Origin of the sequence: Sphingomonas sp. Root241 (genome assembly GCF_001428865.1) — a bacterium.
GTDB lineage: Bacteria > Pseudomonadota > Alphaproteobacteria > Sphingomonadales > Sphingomonadaceae > Sphingomonas.
This window is the reverse complement of sequence record NZ_LMIV01000001.1, coordinates 446,120-468,389: the sequence shown is the minus strand read 5'-3', so window position 1 is coordinate 468,389 and position 22,270 is coordinate 446,120. Positions and strand designations below refer to the sequence as shown.

18 protein-coding genes and 1 riboswitch are annotated in these 22,270 nt (G+C 65.8%); of the genes, 9 read left to right on the top strand and 9 right to left on the bottom strand.

Annotated features, from left to right (window positions below; genetic code table 11):
* Positions 1-11: 11 nt before the first annotated feature.
* From ASE13_RS02355 to xseA, 4 genes are all read right to left on the bottom strand, one after another.
* Entirely contained in the window at positions 12-3,137 is a 3,126-nt protein-coding gene (locus ASE13_RS02355; protein ID WP_056610891.1) for a TonB-dependent receptor plug domain-containing protein, read from the bottom strand.
* A 267-nt stretch (positions 3,138-3,404) separates the two neighbouring features.
* Positions 3,405-4,268 carry a M23 family metallopeptidase gene (locus ASE13_RS02350; protein WP_082596324.1) on the bottom strand — a complete coding sequence of 288 codons (864 nt, stop codon included), beginning with the start codon at positions 4,266-4,268 and terminating at the stop codon, positions 3,405-3,407.
* Positions 4,265-4,465 carry a DUF2093 domain-containing protein gene (locus ASE13_RS02345; RefSeq protein ID WP_056610889.1) on the bottom strand — a complete coding sequence of 67 codons (201 nt, stop codon included), beginning with the start codon at positions 4,463-4,465 and terminating at the stop codon, positions 4,265-4,267. The genes ASE13_RS02350 and ASE13_RS02345 overlap by 4 nt, the downstream gene beginning before the upstream one ends.
* Before the next feature lie 24 nt (positions 4,466-4,489).
* Positions 4,490-5,869, bottom strand: a complete 1,380-nt coding sequence (gene xseA, locus ASE13_RS02340) for an exodeoxyribonuclease VII large subunit (RefSeq protein ID WP_056610886.1) — start codon at positions 5,867-5,869, stop codon at positions 4,490-4,492.
* Between xseA and purD the strand changes: the two genes are divergently transcribed.
* Positions 5,868-7,142: a phosphoribosylamine--glycine ligase gene (gene purD / locus ASE13_RS02335; protein ID WP_056610881.1), complete on the top strand. Its 1,275-nt coding sequence runs from the start codon at positions 5,868-5,870 to the stop codon at positions 7,140-7,142. The two genes, xseA and purD, sit on opposite strands and share 2 nt — an antisense overlap.
* A 42-nt stretch (positions 7,143-7,184) precedes the next feature.
* Here purD and ASE13_RS02330 read toward each other — a convergent pair whose 3' ends face one another.
* Positions 7,185-9,332 (bottom strand): TonB-dependent siderophore receptor, encoded by a 2,148-nt coding sequence (locus ASE13_RS02330; RefSeq protein ID WP_162254660.1) that lies wholly within the window; start codon positions 9,330-9,332, stop codon positions 7,185-7,187.
* Positions 9,333-9,818: 486 nt separating this feature from the next.
* Here ASE13_RS02330 and ASE13_RS02325 point away from each other — a divergent pair, with 486 nt between their 5' ends.
* Entirely contained in the window at positions 9,819-11,867 is a 2,049-nt protein-coding gene (locus tag ASE13_RS02325) for a putative bifunctional diguanylate cyclase/phosphodiesterase (RefSeq protein ID WP_235536813.1), read from the top strand.
* A gap of 49 nt (positions 11,868-11,916) precedes the next feature.
* Here ASE13_RS02325 and ASE13_RS02320 read toward each other — a convergent pair whose 3' ends face one another.
* Positions 11,917-13,137, bottom strand: a complete 1,221-nt coding sequence (locus ASE13_RS02320) for an HD-GYP domain-containing protein (protein WP_056610874.1) — start codon at positions 13,135-13,137, stop codon at positions 11,917-11,919.
* 121 nt (positions 13,138-13,258) lie between these two features.
* Positions 13,259-14,248, bottom strand: coding sequence for an adenosine kinase (locus ASE13_RS02315; protein ID WP_056610871.1), 990 nt, complete (start codon positions 14,246-14,248; stop codon positions 13,259-13,261).
* A 56-nt stretch (positions 14,249-14,304) separates the two neighbouring features.
* Between ASE13_RS02315 and ASE13_RS02310 the strand changes: the two genes are divergently transcribed.
* Both ASE13_RS02310 and ASE13_RS02305 read left to right on the top strand, forming a co-directional pair.
* Positions 14,305-14,997 (top strand): EI24 domain-containing protein, encoded by a 693-nt coding sequence (locus ASE13_RS02310; protein ID WP_056610869.1) that lies wholly within the window; start codon positions 14,305-14,307, stop codon positions 14,995-14,997.
* The gene (locus tag ASE13_RS02305) at positions 14,994-15,380 is read left to right on the top strand and encodes a hypothetical protein (RefSeq protein ID WP_056610866.1); all 387 of its coding nucleotides are present in this window, start codon (positions 14,994-14,996) and stop codon (positions 15,378-15,380) included. The genes ASE13_RS02310 and ASE13_RS02305 overlap by 4 nt, the downstream gene beginning before the upstream one ends.
* 142 nt (positions 15,381-15,522) lie before the next feature.
* Here ASE13_RS02305 and queG read toward each other — a convergent pair whose 3' ends face one another.
* Positions 15,523-16,584 (bottom strand): tRNA epoxyqueuosine(34) reductase QueG, encoded by a 1,062-nt coding sequence (gene queG / locus ASE13_RS02300; RefSeq protein WP_056614583.1) that lies wholly within the window; start codon positions 16,582-16,584, stop codon positions 15,523-15,525.
* Positions 16,585-16,623: 39 nt separating this feature from the next.
* Between queG and ASE13_RS02295 the strand changes: the two genes are divergently transcribed.
* The 5 genes from ASE13_RS02295 (at position 16,624) to msrB (ending at position 21,359) form a co-directional block, all read left to right on the top strand.
* Positions 16,624-17,541 (top strand): ABC transporter ATP-binding protein, encoded by a 918-nt coding sequence (locus tag ASE13_RS02295; protein WP_056610863.1) that lies wholly within the window; start codon positions 16,624-16,626, stop codon positions 17,539-17,541.
* Positions 17,538-18,782, top strand: a complete 1,245-nt coding sequence (locus ASE13_RS02290) for an ABC transporter permease (protein WP_056610860.1) — start codon at positions 17,538-17,540, stop codon at positions 18,780-18,782. Before ASE13_RS02295 ends, ASE13_RS02290 begins: the two co-directional genes overlap by 4 nt.
* 31 nt (positions 18,783-18,813) lie before the next feature.
* Complete coding sequence (locus ASE13_RS02285) at positions 18,814-20,049, top strand: cytochrome P450 (RefSeq protein WP_056610856.1); 1,236 nt, start codon at positions 18,814-18,816, stop codon at positions 20,047-20,049.
* Positions 20,050-20,090: 41 nt separating this feature from the next.
* Positions 20,091-20,292, top strand: a riboswitch (yybP-ykoY riboswitch).
* Positions 20,261-20,839: a manganese efflux pump MntP family protein gene (locus tag ASE13_RS02280; RefSeq protein ID WP_056610853.1), complete on the top strand. Its 579-nt coding sequence runs from the start codon at positions 20,261-20,263 to the stop codon at positions 20,837-20,839. It overlaps the preceding riboswitch by 32 nt.
* Before the next feature lie 37 nt (positions 20,840-20,876).
* Entirely contained in the window at positions 20,877-21,359 is a 483-nt protein-coding gene (gene msrB / locus ASE13_RS02275; RefSeq protein ID WP_056610851.1) for a peptide-methionine (R)-S-oxide reductase MsrB, read from the top strand.
* Here msrB and ASE13_RS02270 read toward each other — a convergent pair.
* The gene (locus ASE13_RS02270) at positions 21,356-21,925 is read right to left on the bottom strand and encodes a CHAP domain-containing protein (protein ID WP_056610848.1); all 570 of its coding nucleotides are present in this window, start codon (positions 21,923-21,925) and stop codon (positions 21,356-21,358) included. The two genes, msrB and ASE13_RS02270, sit on opposite strands and share 4 nt — an antisense overlap.
* Positions 21,926-22,270: the final 345 nt, after the last annotated feature.

Genomic DNA, 22,270 nt, shown 5'->3' with positions numbered 1-22,270 from the left:
TTTCCGGAAGTTTAGAAGTCGAGCTTGGTACCGACGCGGAAGTAACGGCCCACGACGTTCGCCTGACCCCAAGCAGGGTTATAGTTGAAGATCGAGTACGCAGCCGACGGATCGAACTGCGGTTTGATGTTCAGGAAGTTCAGGGCATTCGCATAGATCTGGAAGTGGTCATTCACACGGTAGCTGAGGGTGAGGTCAGCATTCCACTGCGCGCCGACTTCGCACTTCACCGGTACCAGCGGAACCGATCCGGCTTCGCCCGGAGCACGCTGATAACCCACGACGGACGCACCGATGCTGGCCTGGCAGTCGCCCGGCGTGCCGCCGTAGTCGACCGAAGCCAAGTCATAGCCGCCAGTGTAGTAGACGGTGCCTGTCAGCGCCAGCCCACCCACGGTGAGCGTGTTCTGCCAGCTGCCGCGCCACTTCGGCGAACCCGAGCACGAGGTGTAGTCGCACGGGCTGAGCGACCCGTCATAGCGCTCGATCGTGCCGCTCTTGCGAACGACCTGATACTTGAGCAGGTACGACGCGTCGAACGAGCTGTACAATTGCACGCCGCCACCGAAGTCGTGCTTCACATCGAAGCCGAGGTCGATGCCCGAAACTTCTTCAGTGTCCGCGTTCTGGAACGAGAACTCGAGGAACTGCGGGAGCACGCGCGCGGTCGGGAACTGGGGATCGTTGCCGGCGCTCGGAACGACGTTGACGCCAGGAACGGCAGTAGTATTGCCGGTTTCCATATAGGCGATCAGCGCTGCGTCCTGATCCTCGGCCGAAATGTTCCCGATGACATCCCGCACCTTGATGTTGAAGTAGTCGATCGTGAACGAGACGTTCCGGATCGGTTCGAACACCGCGCCCACGGTCCAGCTGGTCGACTTTTCAGGGTCGAGAGCCGGGTTACCCGTCGAAGTACGTCCGAGCTGATAGCCGTTGGTGATGTAGGTGTTGGGAACGCCGCCGGCCGAGTGCGCAGCACAGAAGGTCGGTGTATCGGCGCAGTTGACGCCCAGGTTGGTGTAACCGGTCGTCGGCAGGCCGAACGCCTCGTTGAACGAGGGGATACGGAAGCCCTTCGACCAGGTCCCGCGAAGCAGGAGCTGCTGCACGGGCTTTATCTTCGCGCCGAACTTCGGCGAGAAGTTGCTCTGGCCGGACGAATACTTGTCATAGCGGCCAGAAGCGCTCAGCTCGAGCTGATCGAAGATCGGCGCACCGACTTCGTAGAACGCCGACTTGACGTTGCGGCTGCCGACCGCGCCCACAGCGTTGATCGTGAAGTAACGATCGTAGGGATGTGCGAGGTTCTCGGGGTTCGCCGACTGATCGTTGATCGATTCGTGACGATACGATACGCCCACGGCCGCCTGGAGCTGACCACCCGGTAAATCGAACAGAGCCCGACCCAGGGTAGCCGAACCTTGCCATAGTTCCGAAGTCGACTTCTTGACATTGATCGGCGAGATATAATCACGCACCTGCTGACTGTTCAGCCAAGGTTGCGCAAAATTGTACGCGCCGGTTGCGATCACGTCCGCGACCCGCTGCGGGATGATGTAGTTCTCGCTGATGCGGCTGAGTTCAATCTGCGACGCGGTGAATTCGACCTGATAGTTCCAGTCGTTGTCCGAGCCGAAGGTCCCGTTGATCCCGGCTGCGGCCCGAAGCGCACGCGAATTGGTCTCGACGGTCTGCGGACGGTCATAACGGCCGCGAAGGATCGCAACCTGACCCGAAGACGCGAACGGATTGTTCGGGTTGAGCGCCGCGCCCGCCGAAGCGGCCGTGCAGCTGCTGGTGTTGACCCCGGCAGCCGTGAAGGCGCCGACGCCACCCGGGCAGACATAGACCGGCAGCACCATGGAATTCCACGCAACCGAGCTGGGCGGCGGCGTGTTGGTGGTGCCCAACGCCGACGGGGTCAGCTGCGAATAGGTATTCACGTGCATGTAATTGCCCGAGACATACGCTTCCGCATTGTCACCAACCCTCACCGTGGCGCGGGCGGAGAAGCCATAGCGCTCAGTCGACGGACGAAGCGTGGCGTACTTTTCCTTCATGTCCAGCTGGCACAGGTTGGACGCGTAGGTGTACTGCCCTGCGAGTGCGCCGGTGGTCACCAGACCGCGAGCGCTGTTCGGCAGAGTCTGCGACTGCGCGCCGAATGCGCCGCAATCCGAGTTCAGCAGACGGTATTCAGCCGTCCGGGCACCGGCCGCGGTACCCGGGGCGACCAGCGGGAAATTCGCGATGGTCGAGCCGCCGAGGGTGCCATTGGGATTGACAGCGAACTGGTACCAGCGCGTCGGAGTGCCCATGCAGTGGCCAGCGCCGTCGCAAATGTCGCCGAGATAGCCGGTGCTGCCCGGGAAGTCGCGATCGCGAGCCCAGATCACGTCGTTTTTGCGATAGGAGCCGCTGACGTAGAGGTTGAAGCCATCCGCATCGAGATCGCCGTGGCCAAGGGTCAAGTCGAACCGCTGCTCGGCGCCGTCGCCGTGCTCGGAGATGCCGGTCGAGGCATTGACGTGGACGCCCTTGACTTCCTTCTTGGTGATCACATTGACCACGCCCGCGACAGCGTCGGCGCCGTAGGTCGACGAAGCGCCGTCCTTCAGAACTTCGATGCGATCGATGATCGCGTCCGGAATCGTGTTGAGGTCGACGAAGTTTCGGTGACCGTCGTCCGCAACGGGATAAGGCGCCATCCGCAAGCCGTCGAAGAGCGTCAGCGTCTTCTGCACGGTCAGACCGCGCAGTGACACAGCGTTCGCACCGGCCGCGAAGTTGTTCCCGTTGTTCCAACCTTCCGAGATCGTTCCCGAGCCGTTGGCAGCAACGCGCTGCAGCGCTTCGGCTGCCGTATTGATGCCGCGCGCCTCGAGCGTCTCGCTGCTCAGCACGGTGACGGGCGAAGGTGTCTCGCTGTCGGTGCGGCGCAGAATCGAACCGGTGACGACGATGTCCTGGTTGTCGCTGGCTTCTTCGTCTTCCGACGGCGCAGCCGCTGGAGTGTTCTGCGTGTTCGGCGCAGTCTGCGCGAATGCAGGCGCGGCGAACAGCGTGCCGGCGAGGACGAGCGCGGACAAAGCCGTGCTGCCGCGCAGACCGCGTGTGATCTGGGTTTTCTTCATGAATTTCCCTCGCTTGGTCCGGCCGTGTTGCAGTGCATCCCGGCCAGAATGTCTCCCCGCTCCACCCCCCGCACGCCTTTTGGGCATGCTCTGGGCAAAGCTTGGCACGAGGGATGAAGAGGGGTCCGCCCGCTGTAAAGCGTGCATTCAGGTTCCCGGCCCGCCTTTTGGGAGCAGTGTATCTAAAATGACACATTGCGAGTTTGATTGTTGCGTCAGCGGCGCGAGACTTGAAAAATAATGTTGCAGCGCAAAGCGCCGGACACATTAGTCTGCGGCGGGCATGGGCCCCGCGACGAGCAAGGGATCGAGCCGCGCGTCGTTCCAGCGCAATCCCCAATGCAGATGCGGGCCGGTCGCCCGCCCGCTCCTGCCGATCGCGCCGATCGGCTGCCCGCGGCGGACGCGCTCGCCGAGCTTCACGTCGATTCGAGAGAGGTGCATGAAGGCGCTGTTGAGCCCCATGCCATGGTCGATCAGCACCAGATTGCCCTCAAGTGTGAAGGGCCGGGGCGTGGCGAGGATGACCACACCGTCGGCTGGCGCCAACACGATCGTGCCCGTGGGCCGGGCGATGTCGATGCCCGAATGATAGGCGCCGGGCTCGCCGGCATAGATGCGTTGCGAGCCGAACAGCGTCGAGATCCGGCCGACCGCCGGCCACAGGAAGGTCTGCCGCCAGCCCTGGGAATCGCTTCCGAGCGCGCGCGCCGCGCTGATCTGGGCGAGCTCGGCCGGGCGCACCCGGTCGAACTCGGGGCGGGGAACCGGATATTTGGGCAAGGTATTGAGGCGCGATATGTCCCAGGCGCGCGGGGCGATCGCAAGCTGCTTGCGGACCTCGACTCCGTTGCCGAGCCGGGCGACGAGCGTCGCCGTCGAGCCGGAATCGCGATCGAATGCGATCAGGAAGCGCCGGTCGGAGGCAATCTGAACGGGCCTGCCGTTGAGGCTGAGCAACGTCGTCCCGCGTGGCGCCGTGCCGGTCGCCAAGCCGCCCTGCACCAGCTTTCCGATCAGTGCGAAGGGATCGGCCTGCACCGCCGCCGCTGCGGGCCGGGCGTCACGGGCCTGGGCAGAGGCGCAGAGCAGGCCCAGCACGAGGGCCGCCCCCAACCGGGCGTGCCTCATTTGCCGTGGATCGCCTCGGCGGCGTGCTGGGCGCTGGCATAGGGTTCCTGGCGCTCGACACTCCAGTAGCGCAGCATGTCGAGCGGAATCCGCTCACCGCTGACCGCGCAGACGACGTGATCGCCAGGCGCGAGCACGCGGAAGCCGTTGGCCATGTAATGAAGCTTAGCGGCGCGGGCGGTGTTGGACATCAGCATGGCGGTCTCGATTCCGTCGTTGGTTTACAGCAAGCTCGGCTGCTCGGGGACTGAACCCGTGTAGGGTTTGCCGCCGGGCCGCTCAACCCGGGCATCTACCGGGCCATCCCTGAACTGGAGCGTGATCGCCCCCGCCGCTTGGGCTTCGGCGACGGTGGTGACGACCTTTCCGGTCGCCTTGGCACCCACGCGGACATAGCCGCGCTGGAGCAGATTGTCGGGATTGACGCTGTCGAGCAGGCGCGCCGCGCCCTCGAAACGATGCCGCGCGGTGGCGACCAGCTGGTCGAGCACGGCAGGACGCAGCGCGCCCGCGTCGCGGTCGAGCTGGGCGCGGGCGAGAGTCACCCGGCGCCCGAGCGCGCGATCGAGACGGCCGGCGAGATCGTCCATCTTCTGCCGCTGCGGACCAAGCAGCGCGTCGCGGCGCGGCAGGACGCGGACCAGCGCGGAAAGTCGCTCGCCGGCACGCTCGTGGTAGCGGCGGACGCAGCGTTCGGTACGGTGCGCCAGGGTGGCGACGGTGTGGCGGACGTCGGCGAGTACCGGTACCGCGATCTCGGCGGCGGCGGTGGGCGTGGGCGCGCGGAGATCGGCGGCGAAATCGCAAAGGCTCGTATCGGTCTCGTGGCCGACCGCGGAGATCACCGGAATGTCGCTGTTTGCGACTGCCCGAACGACGATCTCTTCGTTGAACGCCCACAGATCCTCGATCGAACCGCCACCGCGCGCGACGATGAGCAGGTCGGGGCGACCGATCGGACCATCGCCCTGCAGCGCATTGAATCCCTGCACCGCCGCAGCGACCTCGGCCGCTGCTCCTTCCCCCTGCACCTTGACCGGCCAGACGAGGACGTGGCTGGGGAAGCGATCGGCGAGGCGATGGAGGATGTCGCGGATCACCGCGCCGGTGGGCGAGGTCACCACCCCGATCGTGCGCGGCATATAGGGCAAGGGCTGCTTGCGCGCCGGATCGAATAGCCCCTCGCCCGCCAGCTTCGCCTTCAATTTCTCGAACAAAGCCATCAGCGCGCCTTCGCCGGCGAGCTCCATCCGCTCGATCACGATCTGATATTTGGAGCGGCCGGGATAGGTGGTGAGCTTGCCGGTGGCGATCACTTCGATGCCGTCCTGCGGCGCGAAAGCGAGGGCCGACGCGGCGCCGCGCCAGATCACGCCGTCGATCACCGCATCGGCATCCTTGAGGCACAGATAGGCGTGGCCCGAGGCGGCGCGTTTCCACCCTGAAATCTCGCCGCGCAGGCGGACATGGCCGAACTCGCCCTCCACCATCCGCTTGAGCGCGAGCGAGAGTTCGCTGACACTCATTTCAGGTGCGTTGTCCCCCGGCACTTGCTCGGCTACGAGCCGCCCGGATGACGTATCGGAAAAGGGATCGGCCATGAACGTCCTGCTGCTCGGGTCGGGAGGCCGCGAACATGCGCTCGCGTGGAAGCTGGCGCAATCGCCACTCCTCGCGAAGCTCTACGCCGCGCCGGGCAATCCGGGAATAGCCGCGCACGCCGAACTCGCCGAGATCGCGCTGACCGACCATCGCGCGATCATCGATTTCTGCATCCGCCATTCGATCGGCTTCGTCGTGATCGGCCCCGAAGCGCCGCTGGTCGAAGGACTCGGCGACAATTTGCGTACGATGGGGATCGGCGTCTTCGGCCCCAACAAGGCCGCGGCGCAACTCGAGGGATCGAAGGGCTTCACCAAGGACCTGTGCGCGCGCGCGAAGATCCCGACCGCTGGCTATGTCCGCGTCGAGAGCCGCGACGGCGGGCTCGCGACGCTCGACGATTTCCCCCTGCCGGTGGTGATCAAGGCTGACGGCCTCGCCGCGGGCAAGGGCGTGACGGTGGCGATGACGCGCGAGGAAGCCGAGGAGGCGATCCGCGACATCTTCGCGGTGCAGGGCGCCAGCGCGGTGATCGAGGAATTCCTGGAAGGCGAGGAAGCCAGCCTGTTCGTGCTGACCGACGGAACGCATCTGCTCCCGTTCGGATCGGCGCAGGACCATAAACGCGTCGGCGATGGCGACACCGGACCCAATACCGGCGGGATGGGCGCGTACAGCCCCGCCCGGGTGCTTACCCCAGAACTGGAGCGCGAAGCGATCGACACGATCGTGCGGCCGACGGTGGAAGCGCTGGCGCGGATGGGCGCGCCTTATTCGGGCGTGCTCTATGCGGGGCTGATGCTGACCGCGCACGGCCCCAAGCTGATCGAATACAACGCCCGGTTCGGCGATCCCGAATGCCAGGTGCTGATGCTGCGCTATGAAGGCGATCTGCTCGAGCTGATGGTCGCGACCGCGAAGGGCGAGCTGGCGGGACGAGCCGATCCCGTCTTTTCCGGCGATACCGCGCTGACCGTGGTGATGGCGGCGAACGGCTATCCGGGCACGCCGGAGACCGGCGGCGCGATCCGCGGGCTCGACGCAGCCGAGGCGACCGGCGCGAAGATATTCCACGCCGGCACCCGGCTGGACGGCGAGACGCTGATGTCGAGCGGCGGACGCGTACTCGCGGTGACCGCGCGTGGCGCAAGCGTGAAGGCGGCGCAGGCGGCCGCCTATCGCGCGGTGGACGCGGTGGATTTTCCGACGGGCTTCTGCCGGCGCGACATCGGCTGGCGCGAAGTGCAGCGCGAAGAGACGGCGAAGTCCTAGGCCAAGGTCCGTGGACGCGCGGGGCGTCCACGGTGTCCGGCGTCAGAAGGCGTATTTCAGCGTCACCCGCGCATTTCTGGGCTCGCCATAGACGAAGCCGGGGAACCAGCTGTTGCCGCTGAAGAAGGTCTGGTCCAACAGATTGTCGACATTGAGCTGCAGCGACACCTGCTTGTTCAGATCGTAGCGCGCCATGATGTTGGCGATCGCGTAATCGGGCTGGCCGATCCGCTCCACGGCGCCCGATCCGGGATTGGTCGCGGTGACCGGCGGCTGGCTCTCCCATTTGAGCGCGCCGCCGATCCGCAGTCCGTCGAGTGCGCCGGCAAAGCCATAGGCAGTCGCGAAATTGAACGCGCGGCGCGGTTGATGGCTGAGCACATCGACGCCATCGGCATCCTTCGCGCTATAGTCGCTCCACCCGGCGCTGATGTCCCATTGCGGCGTGAGCTTGCCGACCACTTCGAGTTCGTAGCCTTTGGCGACGGTCCCGCTCGCCCCGCGATACGCCGGATTGGACGTGCCCGGCACGAACTGGCCCGGATCGGGCACGGCAAGATTGTCCTGCTCGATGCGGTACACGGCGGCGGTCGCGAGAAGCTTGCCGGCCAGCAGCAGCGCCTTCACCCCCGCTTCGTAGCTCTTGCCCTCGAGTGGATCGAGAAGCCGACCCTCGCGATCGCGCAGATTGCCCTGCGGCTTGAAGATGTTGGTGTAGCTCGCATAAGCGGACAGATTGTCGGTGATCTCATAGACCAGCCCCGCATAAGGCGTGAACACACCCTTATACGCCAGGCTGTAGGCGGCCCTGCCCGAGGGATGCGCGTCTTCGTTGCGCTTGAAACTGCTCACGCGCCCGCCGGCGATCAGCTTCAGCCCGTCGAACAGGCTGATCCGCGTCGTGCCGTAAAGCGCCGCCTGGGTGGTGTTGCCCTGGTCGGACAGCACGTAACGATCGCCCCATTCGGGCTCGGCCAGCGTGCCGTCCCAGCGATTGAAGTCGCCGACGGGATCGATCGCGATCGGATCGCGATTGGTCCAGCCGCCGTCGAGATAGCTCGCCATGGCGCCGAAGGAGAGATCATGGGTGCCGCCGAGCAGCGCGAAGGTGCCGTTGGCCTGGATGCTGCCGTGCCATTGCTCGGGATTGGCCTTGTACCAATAGCCATAGCTGGTCATGCCCAGCCCGGTCACCCGATCGGGTGTGCCGTCGAGCCACAACAGCTTCGAATCCTCGAGCCCGTTGTGATAACCGAGATCGCCGCGGACCTTCCAGCCGCCGCCCAGATCATGCGTCAGCGTCGCAAAGGCAGTGATTTCGGTGGTGTTCCAATGCCCCCAATCGGCGCCGGTGGTCTTGGATCGTGGCCAGTCGGTCCGCGTACCGTCGGTGTACCAATAAGGAAGCTGCACCCACATCACGCCGTCGCGGTCGTCGCGTTGATAGCTCGCGCCGAAGGACAATTTGGTGCGCTCGCCCAGATCGACATCGAGCACGCCGTAAAGGACCAGGCCCTTCCTTTCCTCGCGATCGACGAAAGCATCCTGCCGATATGCCTGTGCGACGACGCGGGCGCGCACCGTCCCCGAAGCATTGAGCGGCGACTGGACATCCACCGTCGCAGCGAAGCGGCTCCACGAACCTGCTTCGAGGCTGGCATAGCCGCCGAATTCGCTGGCATCCGCATGCTTGCGGATCAGGTTGACCACTGCGGATGGGTCGCCCGCACCATGCATCAGGCCCGCGGCGCCGCGGACCAGGTCGACGCGCTCGTACAGCGCCGTGCTGGTCTCGCCGAAGCCGACATTGCCGTTGACGAACGGCGCGCCGTCGAGCTGGAAATTCTGGACCTCGAAGCCGCGCGCGGAAATGGCGCTGCGGCCGCGATCGATGTCCTTCTTGGAAATGCCCACGGCAAAATCGAGCGCGTCGTTGATCGACGTCAGCGCCTGATCGGTGATCTGCTGTCGGGTGATGACGCTGATCGTCTGCGGGGTTTCGATGGGCGTGAGGGGAAGTCCCGTAGCCGTGGTGGGTTCGTTGCTTCGGCCATAGCCCGTGACGACGATATCCTCGACGGCCGTGTCGCCCGGCGCCGTGTCCTGCTGCGGCATCTCCTGCGCCTGGGCCAGCGCCGGCGTGAACAACCAGGCGGAGTTCGCCAGCAGCAAACCAAATGAATGGCGCATCATTTCCCCTTTGTCGCACGATGTTCCCGCGCCACTAATGCGATTGACTTGCAATTGCAAGTGAGTGTCGCTGGCAGGAACGTCACCGCCTCGCTTGCAATGTAGGATTTCGTCTGCTTGCCTCCGCCAGCCGGCCTTGCCGGGCGCTCTTTGACGTCGTCGGTCGATTCCCGTCGCAAGCGCGAGTCAACGCGGATGGCGCATCTGCGTGACCGTGGTGGCGCCTACGCGGCGCGTAGCTGTAGCCCGAGTGACGCGTGGCAGGCGCGAAGGTGTCGCGTCGAGTCAAGTTGGTCCGCGGTTGGCCCGCGCTTCGGATCGGCCCGATATCTCGACCAGCGGGATATCGGACGACGCGAGGGCCGCCACTATCGGCATCGGTGATCGCCAATCCCGAGGCTTCACATCCTTTTAACCCGCATTGCGCAGAAAGCGTGTTCAAGCGGTGCCGGCATATCCGGCCCGCAGCTTGCGGGGTCGCGCCCTATGATCGAAGTCGCCATGTGTATCGGCAGGGACCATGACCCCTGGCTGGTCCTGCTCGCAGTCTTCGTCTGCTGCACCGGCGCGTTCGCGATCATGCAGATGTTCGGCCGCGCGCAGGTCACCCACGGCGCCCAGCGGATCGCATGGCTGTTCCTCACCGCGGTCGGCGCCGGCGCCACGATCTGGTGCACCCATTTCGTCGCGATGCTGGCATATCGCGCTGGGGTTCCGGTCCGGCTCGATCCGGTGCTCACCATCGTCTCGCTGATCGCGGCGATCATGGGCACGGGCACGGGCTTCGGGATCGCAGTTTCGCGCCGGAGCCTTTTCTACTCGATCGCAGGTGGTGGGGTCGTCGGACTCGCGATCTCGGGCATGCACTTCACCGGCATGGCGGCCTATCGGGTCGACGGGCTGGTCGAATGGCGGATCCCCTATGTGGTGGCATCGGTGCTGTGCTCGGTCGTCTTCGCAGGTGCCGCGCTCGGCGCTTTCTCGTCGCCCCGGCTGGGTCGCTACCGTGTCGCGACGGGCACGGGGCTGCTGGTCACGGCGATTGCGACGCTGCACTTTGTGGCGATGACGGCGCTGCGCATCACGCCGCTCCGGCTCAGCGCCGCGCCGCTGGAGCCGCAGCAGATGCAGGCGTTGGCACTCGCCACGGCGCTGGTAGGGCTGGTGGTGATCGCTGCCGGCGTGTTCGCGGCGCTGATCGACCGCTGGACCCGCTCGGACGCGATGGACCGGCTGCACCATATGGCGATGAACGACGGGCTCACCGGGCTCCCCAATCGCGTCAATTTCCAGTCCGAGCTCAAGCACCAGTTGGAGCTGGCGCGCGCGAGCGGGAGCCAGCTGGGCGTCGTGGCGATCGATCTCAACCACTTCAAGGAGATCAATGACGTCCACGGGCACCAGGCCGGCGACCAGGTCCTCCTCCTGGTCGCGCAACGCATGGCAAGCCAGCTCGGGCGGCACGAAATGGTCGCGCGTTTCGGGGGCGACGAGTTCGTGGCGCTCATTCGCTTCGAGCACCCCACCCAATTGACCACGTTCACCGATCGGCTGAAGACGGCGCTCGAAGCCCCGCTGGCGCTCGGGCAGTTCGATACGCGAGTCGGCGCCAGTTTCGGCGTCGCGGTCTATCCGGCCGATGCGGGCGATGCCCAGACGCTGATGAACAACGCCGATCTGGCGATGTACCGCGCCAAGAGCCAGCGCTCGCCGACGCCTTGCTACTACGACGCGCTGCTCGACGAAGCGATTCGCGACAGGCGAGAGTTGGCAAACGACTTGCGGGTGGCGCTCGATCAGGGCGACCTCCAGCTCCATTATCAGGTGCAGACCTCGGTCGCGACGCACGAGGTGACGGGGTATGAGGCGCTGCTGCGCTGGACGCACCCCGAACGCGGACCGATCGCGCCGGACCTGTTCATTCCGATCGCGGAGGAGAACGGTCTGATCCTGCCGCTCGGCGAGTGGGTGCTGCGACGTGCTTGTTCGGATGCGATGGGCTGGCGTCATAAGGCCAAGGTCGCGATCAACGTCTCTCCGATGCAGCTCACCCATGCCGATCTGCCGCGGCTGTTCCATCAGGTGCTGCTCGATACCGGGCTACCGCCGCGTCGCCTCGAGATCGAACTGACCGAAACCGCGATCTTCGCCGATCGAGACCGCGCGCTGCACGTCCTTCGCCAGATCAAGGCGATGGGGATCGGCATCGCGCTGGACGATTTCGGCACCGGCTATTCCTCGCTGGAAACGTTGCGCGCTTTCCCGTTCGACAAGATCAAGCTCGACCGACTGTTCGTCTCCGAGCTCGAAAGCAGCCCGCAGGCAGTGGCGATCGTCCGCGCGGTGCTGGCGCTGGGCAAGAGCCTGTCGATCCCCGTGCTCGCCGAGGGTATCGAAACCGAGCGCCAGCTGGGCGTGCTGCGACGCGAAGGGTGCGACGAAGTGCAGGGCTTCCTGCTCGGCTACCCCCAGGCACTCGCGGAATACGGCCAGCCGGAGCGAACCAGCGAACCGCTCGAGGCCGGCGCCGCCTGAACCAAGGCGGAGTTCGCGTGGAGCCTGGCCCACGCTTAGGCGCCGCCACTCAGCTCCGCGCGGCCTGCCCGGCGATCAGCCTCTGCGACAATGCCCGCCAATCGGCAAAACCCCAGCGATCTGGCTCTTCCTCGCTGACGATCTGGTCGCTCCCGCCCGCGCTGGACAGGAAGACGTCCTCGAGCGTGAGCGGGGCACGTTCGAGCGCGCAATGGAAGACGCGGACCTTGCTGCGCGTCTCCCTGGCGCCGTCGGGCAGCGTGATACCGAGGCGGTTCGAGCGCATCCGCACCAGCAGCCCGGTGGGCGCGATGCCGACACTGCGGAAGAACTTGAACAGCAAATCGCGATCGAAATGGCCTTCCCAGCGATGCATCTCGGTCGCGGCGCGGAGCGGGGTCCAGCCTTCCTTGTAGGGGCGTTCGGAAGTGAGCGCGTCATAGACGTCGCAGATCGCGCCCATTCGCGCGGCGAGGCTGATCGCGTCGCCCTTGAGGCCATAAGGATAACCGGTGCCGTCGATCTTCTCATGGTGGAGCAGGCTGACGTCGAGCACTTCCTGCGTGACGCCTTCGCCATTGGCGAGCATCGCATGGCCGTGCTCGGGATGCGCGCGGATCAGCGCGAGCTCGTTCTCGTCGAGGGGGCCGGGCTTGTTGAGGACAGCGTCGGGCACCGCCATCTTGCCGACATCGTGGAGCAGGCCGGCCAGCCCCATCGATCGCACCGTCGGCTCGTCTAGGCCGAGCTGACTGGCGAAATTGACCATCAGCGCGCAGACCGAAACCGAATGGAGATAGGTGTATTCGTCCTTGGACTTCAGCCGCGCCATATCGATGAACATCGCTGGATTGCGGTCGACCGCGGCTGAAATATCGGTAACGACCGATGCCACGTCTCCGGCATCGATCGGCCGGCCGAGGCGCGCGCCTTCGAATACGTCCTTCAACACGGTTTTGGACCGCGCGATCGTCTTGCGCGCGAGCTCGCGATCGATCTTGGCGGCGTCGCGCGGGACGAGCGGCTCGATCGCGACGAGCGTCGGGGCGGCGCGCGCGGCGGTGGCTTGCGGCCGAGGTTCGGCGGGAGCGACGCCCTTGTCGATATCGATGAGCACCGCCGGCACGTCGCTGGCGAGCAGCGCGGCGAGGTCCTCGGAGCGTTCGAGCAGGAATCGCGTGCGCCAGAAGGGGTGGCTGAACCACGAGCCTTCGAATCCATGGATGTACATGCCCATCCTGGCCTGGCTGGGCGCGATCCGTCGCAGCAACGATTTGCCCCCAGAGATAAGGTAGCCGTTCTAGCGGCTTACCTCGCTCCGGGTTTCATAGTGCTTAAAGAGACAGCCTTAAGGCGGCGGAAAGCCTGTTCGGTCCGATGGACGAACGCGATCAGGCGCCGGCCAGCTGCTTGAGATCGGCTTCGGCGCGCGCGCCATAATGCTGGATGATCTCCGCCGCGCAAATCGCGCCGAGGCGGAGCGATTCCTGCAAGCCCCTGCCCTGCGCCTGGCCGAACAGGAAGCCCGCCGCGAACATGTCGCCGGCACCGGTGGTGTCGACCAGCTTTGCGATCGGCTCGGCCGGCACTTCGACACGCTCGGTGCCCTGCAGCGCCATCGCGCCCTTCTCGCTGCGCGTGACGACGAGCAAAGGCACCTTGCCGTGGATGTGCTCGACCGCCGCCTCGAATGTCTCGTGCTCGCACAAAGCGAGCAATTCGCTCTCGTTGGCGAAGAGGATGTCGATCAGACCGTCCTCGATCAGCTTACGGAAATCGCCGCCGTGACGCGAGATGCAGAAGACGTCGGAGAGCGTGAAGGCGACTTTCCGCCCGTTGGCGCGGGCGATGTCGATCGCCTTGCGCATCGCGGCGCGGGGCTCTTCGGGATCCCAGAGATAGCCTTCGAGATAGAGGATCGCGCCATTGGCGATCACCGCTTCGTCGAGCGCGGCGGCGGGCAGAAACTGCGACGCCCCGAGGAAGGTGTTCATCGTGCGCTGGCCATCGGGCGTGACGAAGATCAGGCAGCGCGCAGTGGTCGGCTGACCGGGGCGAACCGCGGTGGCGAAGTCGACGCCGGCGGCGCGGATGTCGTGGGCGAAGACAGTGCCGAGCTGGTCGTCGGCTACCTGGCCGATGAACGCGCACTTTCCGCCAAGGGCTGCGATGCCGGCGACGGTGTTGGCGGCCGAACCGCCCGAGACTTCGCGGCCGGGCCCCATCTTCGCGTAGAGCGCGTCGGCTTCCTCGGGCGAGAACATCAGCTGCATCGAGCCCTTGGCGACGCCGATTTCCTCGATGAAGCTGTCCTCGGCCTGGGCGAGAATGTCGACGATGGCGTTGCCGATGGCGACGACGTCGTAGGTGTGGCTGGTCAAGTCTGGGCTCCGACAGGGTTGCGCGGACGCCCTAGTGGCGGGCAAGGGATAGCGCAATGATGCATGGCCTCCTCCTCTCGTTCGGGCAGTTGTTCGATCGGCCGGTGCTGCTGGTCCTGCTCAAGTCACTGGCGCTGACTTTGCTGCTCTTCTTAGGCCTCGGGGTCGGGCTGTGGTTCGCGATGGGATGGCTGGCAAGAGTGGCCAGCGAGTGGATGGGGCACGGCGCGGGTGCCGGGGCGCTCGCGGATATCGCGACCTTGCTGCTGTTCGTGCTCGGCTGGTGGCTGCTGTTCCGCGCGGTGGCGGTCGCAGTGGTGGGCATTTTCGCCGACGAAGTCGTCGCGGCGGTCGAAGCGAAGCATTATCCGGCCGCGCATGCCGCCGCGCGTGCCGTGCCGCTGGGGCGCTCCATTACCATGGGCGTGGGCTCGGCGGCGCGCACGATCGGCTATAATCTGCTGCTCGCGCCGATCTATCTGATGCTGCTCGTCACCGGCGTTGGGACCGCGCTGGCATTTTTCCTCGTCAACGCATGGCTATTGGGGCGCGACCTTGGCGACATGGTCGCGGCGCGGCATATGCCCTATGCGCAGCTCGGCGAATGGCGGCGCCAAACCCACCTGCGGCGTCTTGCGCTGGGCGCGATCGGCACGGGACTGTTCCTCGTGCCGGTCATCAATCTGATGGCGCCGGTGCTCGGCGCGGCGATGGCGACGCACGCATTCCACCGCGGGAGAGAGGCATGAAGTTCTGGGTATTGGCGGGGGCGATGGCGCTGGGCGGCTGCGGGGGCGAGCTGATCCCCGAAGCGCGACCCGCGGCCTATGTCCCCGTCCCCGCCGCGCCGCCCGCTGCCGCGCCGGCGAGCGTCACGGCGGTGAAAGGCCAGACCGCGACGCGTCTGATCGCGCAGTTCGGTCAACCTGCGATGGACGCGACCGAAAGCCGGGCGCGCAAGCTGCAGTTCGTCGGGCCGATCTGCGTGCTCGACGCGTATCTCTATCCGCCCTCGAACGGGCGCAGCGAACCGGTGGTTACTTGGCTGGACACGCGCCAGCGCGACGGCGGCCCAATCGACCAGGCGAGCTGCCTCGCGGCGCTGGCAGCGCGGCAGCCGGTGGGGCGGTAGCCCGAAAAAATTCCTCCCTCGCGCAGCGGGGGAGGCGGCATGCAAAGCATGACGGAGGGGGCGCAGCCGCAAGCGCATCGCCTGCGGCCAAGCCCCCTCCACCACTTCGTGGTCCCCATCCCCCGGTGCGCGAGGGAGGAACTCAGGACTCGGGTGGCGCCTGTCCAAGCCGTTCCAGCGCCCATTGCGCCGCATCGCGGATGACCTCGTCAGGATCATCAAGCAGCGCCCGGATCGGCGCCATCAGTACCGCGCTGCCGCTATTCCCCGCGGCGATCAGGCAATTGCGTACCATCCGATCGCGGCCGATGCGCTTGATCGGTGATCCGGCGAAGACTTCGCGGAAACCGGCATCGTCGAGCGCGAGGAGGTCGGCGAGCATCGGCGCGGTCAGCTCGGCACGCGGCGCGAAGGCGAGATTGGCCTGGGCGGCCGCGGCGAACTTGTTCCACGGACAGACCGCCAGGCAATCGTCGCAGCCATAGATGCGATTGCCTATATTCTCGCGGAATTCGAGCGGGATCGGGCCTTTGTGCTCGATCGTGAGGTAGGAGATGCAGCGCCGGGCATCGAGCCGGTACGGCGCCGGAAACGCGTCGGTCGGACAGGCGGTCTGGCACGCGTCGCAGCTGCCGCAGGTTGAGCGGCCGGCGCGATCGGGCACGAGATCGAGCGTGGTGTAGATCGCACCGAGGAACAGCCAGCTGCCGTGGCTGCGGCTGACGAGATTGGTGTGCTTTCCCTGCCAGCCGAGACCCGCCGCCTCGGACAGCGGCTTCTCCATCACCGGTGCGGTATCGACGAACACCTTCATATCGGCGCCCGGAGCCGTGGCGACCAGCCAGCGCGCGAGTTCCTTCAGCCGGCGCTTGATGAGATCGTGATAATCGCCGCCCTGGGCATAGACCGAGATGCGGCCCACCTCCCCTTCTTCGGCCAGCGCAAGCGGATCGACCGAGGGCGCATAACTCATCCCGAGCGCTATCACCGAGCGCACTTCGGGCCAGAGCGAGGCCGGGCTCTCGCGGTGATGCGCGCGCTCCTCCATCCAGATCATCGAGCCGTGACGGCCCTCCGCCAGCCATTGGCGCAGCCGCTCGCCCGCCGCGGGCGCGGCATCGGCGCGCGCGATTCCGCAATCAGCGAAACCGATTTCGGCCGCCTTCTCCTTGATCCGGTCTTCGAGTGGCTTGTCTTCGCGCACGCGCACCCGCTACCACGAAGCACAACGGAGGGCACCCATTTGAACAGTGATCTGGCGGTAAGCGCCACCGGCCTCGTCAAACGCTTCGGCGACAGACGCGCGGTCGACGGGGTGAGCATCGCGGTGCCCAGGGGGCTGATCTATGGCGTGCTCGGGCCCAATGGCGCGGGCAAGACGACGACGCTGCGCATGCTGCTCGGGATCATCGAGCCGGACGAGGGCGAACGCATGCTGCTCGGCTGCGCTGCGCCGCGCGATGCGAGCGATCGGGTCGGCTATCTGCCCGAGGAGCGCGGGCTCTATCCCAACATGAAGTGCCGCGAGGCGATCGCGTTCATGGGCGCATTGCGCGGACTGCCCTGGAGCGTGGGGCGCAAGCGCGCAGGCGAATTGCTCGAAGCGGCTGGGCTCGGCCATGCCGCCGACGACAAGATCCGCAAGCTCTCCAAGGGCATGGCGCAGCTCGTCCAACTGCTCGGATCGGTGGTGCACGAGCCCGAATTGCTGGTGCTCGACGAGCCCTTTTCCGGGCTCGATCCGGTCAATCAGGAACGGCTCGAGAAACTGATCCGCGGCCAGCGCGACCGCGGCGCGACGATCCTGTTCTCGACCCACGTCATGGCGCATGCCGAGCGGCTGTGCGACCGGCTGTCGATCATCGCCGGTGGGGTGGTGAAATTCGAAGGCACGGTGAACGAGGCGCGCGCGATGCTGCCGCTCAAGGCGCATTACACCCCGCATCATCATGCCGACACCGCGGGCGCGCTGCTGCCGCCAGACGCTGAACGCGAGAATGGAAGCTGGCGTTTCACCGTGCCGCCTGAGGGGATCGAGGCGCTGCTCGTCCGGTTGATCGATGCGGGCTACGGCATTTCGGGGCTGTCGATCGAGCGACCGGGGCTGCACGACGCGTTCGTCCGCATCGTCGGCCCGGAAGCGCTGGAGCAGGCGGCATGAAATTCGGACGCATGCTCCGCCAGACGCTCACCGTGGCGCGCCGCGACTTCACCGCGACGGTGATGACGCCGACCTTCCTGCTCTTCCTGCTGAGCCCGTTGCTGATGATCGGCTTCGGCGTCGTCGGCAGCATGAGTGCGTCGAGCGCCGCGGGCGGTGGCGAGGAGCGCCAGCGCATCGTCGTGATCGCCGCCCCCGACAAAGCGGACGAGATCGTCGCGGTCGACAAGCAATTGCGCCAGGTCTTCACCGTACCGACGGCACGCCCGTCGCTGCGGATCGAGGGTCCAGGCGACGATGTGCCCGCGCAGGCCCGCGCCTTGCTGGACAGCAGCCAGTTCGATGTGACGGCGGTGCTTTATGGTCCGCTCGATCGGCCGCACATCCTGCGCAGGCCTTCGGGCTATGCCGAAGGAGTCTATCTGACGCAGCTTGCCGAGCAGACGCTGCGTGCCGAACGCAGCGGCGGCGCGAAGCAATTGAGCAAGGCCCATGTCGTTGAGGTGACCTCCGGCCAGGCAACCACCGGAGGGCGCAGCCAGGCGGCCTATTTCGCCGCGCTCGGCATCTTCTTCCTGACGCTGATGCTCTCGGGCCAGGCCGTGGGGGCGATGGCCGAGGAACGATCGAACAAGGTCATCGAAGTGCTCGCCGCCGCGATCCCCCTGGAGAGCGTGTTCTTCGGCAAGCTGCTCGGCGCGTTCGGATCGGCGCTGCTGTTCGTGTGCTTCTGGGGGACGCTGATCGCGCAGCTGCCCAAGGTGGTGCCGGCGGGGTTCGCCGCCGAGCTGGGCAATCTGAGCACCGCGGTGGGACCGATCTTCCCCCTGCTGTTCGTCGTCTATTTCACCATGGCGTACATGCTGCAAAGCGCGGTGTTCCTTGGCGTGGGATCGCTGGCGGGCACCCAGCGCGAGATCCAGATGCTGTCGCTGCCGATCACGATCTTCCAGTTCTCGATGCTCGGCTTCGCTTCCTATGCCGCCGGCCATGCCGACAGCTGGCTGGCGCGCGCCGCAGAGATCTTCCCGTTCAGCTCGCCGCTGGCGATGGCGGCGCACGCGGCGAACTCCCCGATATTGTGGCCGCACGCGGTGGCGCTCGTCTGGCAGATGCTGTGGGTGGCGATCACCGTGACGGTGGCGGCACGGCTGTTCCGGCGCGGCGTGCTCAAGTCGGGCAGCCCGAAGCGCAGCAAGCGGCAGGTCGAGCAACCCGCTATTGACATGACTGTCAGTTAAGGTTCTCCTCTCCGCGAAAAGGAGAGGCGGAATGGCTACGCTTGCGACTGAGTCGAGCCCGGAAAAGGCCATGGATCCGCTCGATATGAGCCGCGCCGAGCTCTATCGCGACGATGTCTGGCAGGCGCCGTTCCGCGAGCTGCGGGAGAAGGCTCCGGTATATTATACCGAGCACAGCGCCTTCGGCCCTTATTGGTCGGTCTCTTCCTACAAGCCGATCGTCCAGGTCGAGTCGCTGCCCGATCTCTATTCGTCCGAAGCGGGCGGGATCACCATCGCCGACCTGCAGGAAGGCGACATCAAGATGCCGATGTTCATCGCGATGGACCGACCCAAGCATACCGGCCAGCGACGGACCGTGGCCCCGGCGTTCACGCCGTCGGAAATGGTGCGGATGAACGACAATATCCGCACCCGCAGCGCCGAGATCCTCGATTCGCTGCCGGTGGGACAGGAGTTCGACTGGGTCGACACCGTCTCGATCGAGCTGACCACGCAGATGCTGGCGATCCTGTTCGACTTCCCGTGGGAGGAACGGCGGCTGCTGACCTATTGGTCCGACTGGGCGGGCGACATCGAGATCGCCAAGGATCCGGTGCGCAAGGAAGAGCGCCGCAACATCCTGTTCGAATGCGCCGCCTATTTCGGCAATCTGTGGCAGGGAAAATTGGGCAAGGAGCCGACCCCGGACCTCATTTCGATGATGATCCATTCGGACGCGATGAGCCACATGGATCAGATGGAGTTCCTCGGGAACCTCATCCTGCTGATCGTCGGCGGCAATGATACGACGCGCAATTCGATGAGCGCTTACGCCTGGGGGCTCGAACAATTCCCCGACGAACGGGCGAAGCTGGAGGCCGATCCGGCGCTGATCCCCAATGCGGTGCAGGAGATCATCCGCTGGCAGACGCCGCTCGCGCATATGCGGCGGACAGCGACACAGGACAGCGAGCTGGAAGGGCAGCAGATCTGCGCGGGCGACAAATTGGCGCTCTGGTATCTCTCGGCCAATCGCGACGAGAGCATGTTCCCCAATGCCGACAAGATCATCGTCGACCGCGGGAATGCGCGGCGCCACCTCGCTTTCGGGCATGGCATCCATCGCTGCGTCGGCGCGCGGCTCGCCGAGCTGCAGATCGGGATATTGCTCGAGGAAATGGCGAAGCGGCGGCTGCGCGTAAATGTGCTGCGCGAGCCCGAGCGCGTCGCGGCGTGCTTCGTCCATGGCTACAGGAAGATGCCGGTGGAGCTCAGCCGCTATTGAGCCCTTTCGCGCTTGCGGAAAATCGGCGCTTTGCTAGACGCCCCTTTGTTGGGGAGTAGCTTTCGGCTCTGAAGCCGAGATCGCGTCAACATACTTGCGCTTCGGCGCATGGCGCGATCAGCGAACCTAGTTCGCCTTGCGAGACCAGCGTGCATCGGACCCGCACCGGCCGGGACCGATGCCGCTGTCGCTCGTCCGGTGAGGTTCGTGAATGTCCCCTTTCGGTATCGTCGCGCTTTCGCTCAGCATGTCCGCCGACGCCTTTGCCGCATCGATCGCGCGCGGCGCCTCGACGCGGCCCGATTTCGCCGGCGCGGTGAAGGGCGGGCTGGTGTTCGGTGCGGTCGAGGCGATCACGCCGCTGCTCGGCTTTGCGGCGGGACTCGCCACCGCGAGCTTCGTCGGCGCGATCGATCACTGGATTGCGTTCGCGATCCTCGGCGTGGTCGGCGCGCGGATGATCTGGGAAGCCGCGCGCCGGGACGAGGCCGAGGATACGCCGGCAGCCGCGGCACCGGGATGGCGCGGCGGGTTGGTGCTCGTAGCAACCGCGATCGGCACGAGCATCGACGCGGCGGCGGTGGGCGTGTCGCTCGCTCTGGTAGGCGAGAACATCCTCGTGATCGCCGCGGCGATCGGGCTGGCGACCTTCACGATGACGACGATCGGGCTGAGCATCGGGCGCGTGGCGGGAGCGCGGCTGGGGCGCACGGTCGAGATACTGGGCGGCATCGCGCTGATCACGATCGGTTCGGTGATCCTGTACGAGCATCTGAGCGCGATCGGCTGACGTTGCGGGAGTGCGGCGCACGCCCCACATATCGGGCATGCAGACCGATCGCCGCACGCTCCTCACCGTTGCCGGACTCGGCGCGATCACCGCGGCATGCGGTGGCGTGCCCGCCGAGGCGGCGCAGCATTTCGCCTTCACGCTCACCGATGCCGAGTGGAAGAAGCGGCTGAGCCCCGCCGCCTATCGGACGTTGCGGCAGGGCGCGACCGAGTTTCCGGGGACGAGCCCGCTCAATCGCGAGCATCGCGCGGGGACGTTTTCCTGTGCGGGGTGCGCGCTGCCGCTGTTCGCCTCGTCGACCAAGTTCGACAGCGGAACGGGATGGCCGAGTTTCTATGCGGCTTTGCCCAATGCAGTGGTCACGAAGAGCGACCGGACCCTGGGGATGGCGCGGACCGAGGTCCTGTGCCGCCGCTGCGGCGGGCATCTCGGCCATGTCTTCGACGACGGGCCCCAGCCCACGGGCAAGCGCTATTGCATGAACGGCGTGGCGCTGACGTTCACGGCGAAAGCTTAGTTCGCGGCGGTCTCGGGCTTGAGATCGCTGAGATCGAGGTTCAGCGAGGCGACGACGATCGGATCGGCCTTCTTCGCCATCTGCGGTGCGGCAAATGCGTCCGGCGCGCCGTCCGAATAGATGAAGCCGTTGATCGGGTAGGTCGAGGTGCCGAGATCGCCGAGCGGCGCGAACCAGACGCGGACTTCGCTCCAGTCACCGGCTGCCGAGACGTCGACGGCGCGGACGTTGCGCTCGATGCCGCCGCGGCGCGACCAGTTCGCATGGGTGAGCAGCACTTCGCGGTCGCTGACGATTTCCGAAACCATCGCGACATGGCCGAACGGGTTCCGCGCGGTCTTCTTGAACGACATCACTGCGCCGACCTTGGGAGTGGCGCCGCGCTCGTAACGGCCGGCGGCCTGTTCCCACCACGTCCAGGCATTGCCGCGAATGTTCACGCCGGAAACCTGACGGGCATAAGGCACGCACTGGAGATAGGCGCTCTTCGCCTGGGCGGGCACCGAAGTCATCAGGGCGCAAACCGCCATCAGCGCAAAACGCGCTGCGAGAACACGAAACTTCATGGACCCCCCGGTCAGGAATCAAGCTGTTGATTGTTGCTAACCGCAACATAGGACGCCGGTACAGCCCTGCGGCCCACCGATCGGACGAACCGTTGCGACGAACCGACGGGTTGAAGGAACTGGCCAAAAAACCGCGGAAAACAGCGGCTTTGGCTCCCTTCAAAGGTTTATACTTTCTTAATTCCCCGCCGCACACCGGGCGAGGCTCCGTAAAAGTCCGATTGTTGCGCAAGAGCATCAGCCTGCGGGTTTTCCACAGGAGCCGACTCGATTCATCGCAGCGATGTTGCGCCGCAACACCTTTTCGATTCCTATAATGAACGGGAGCCAACGGCTGATTAAGCG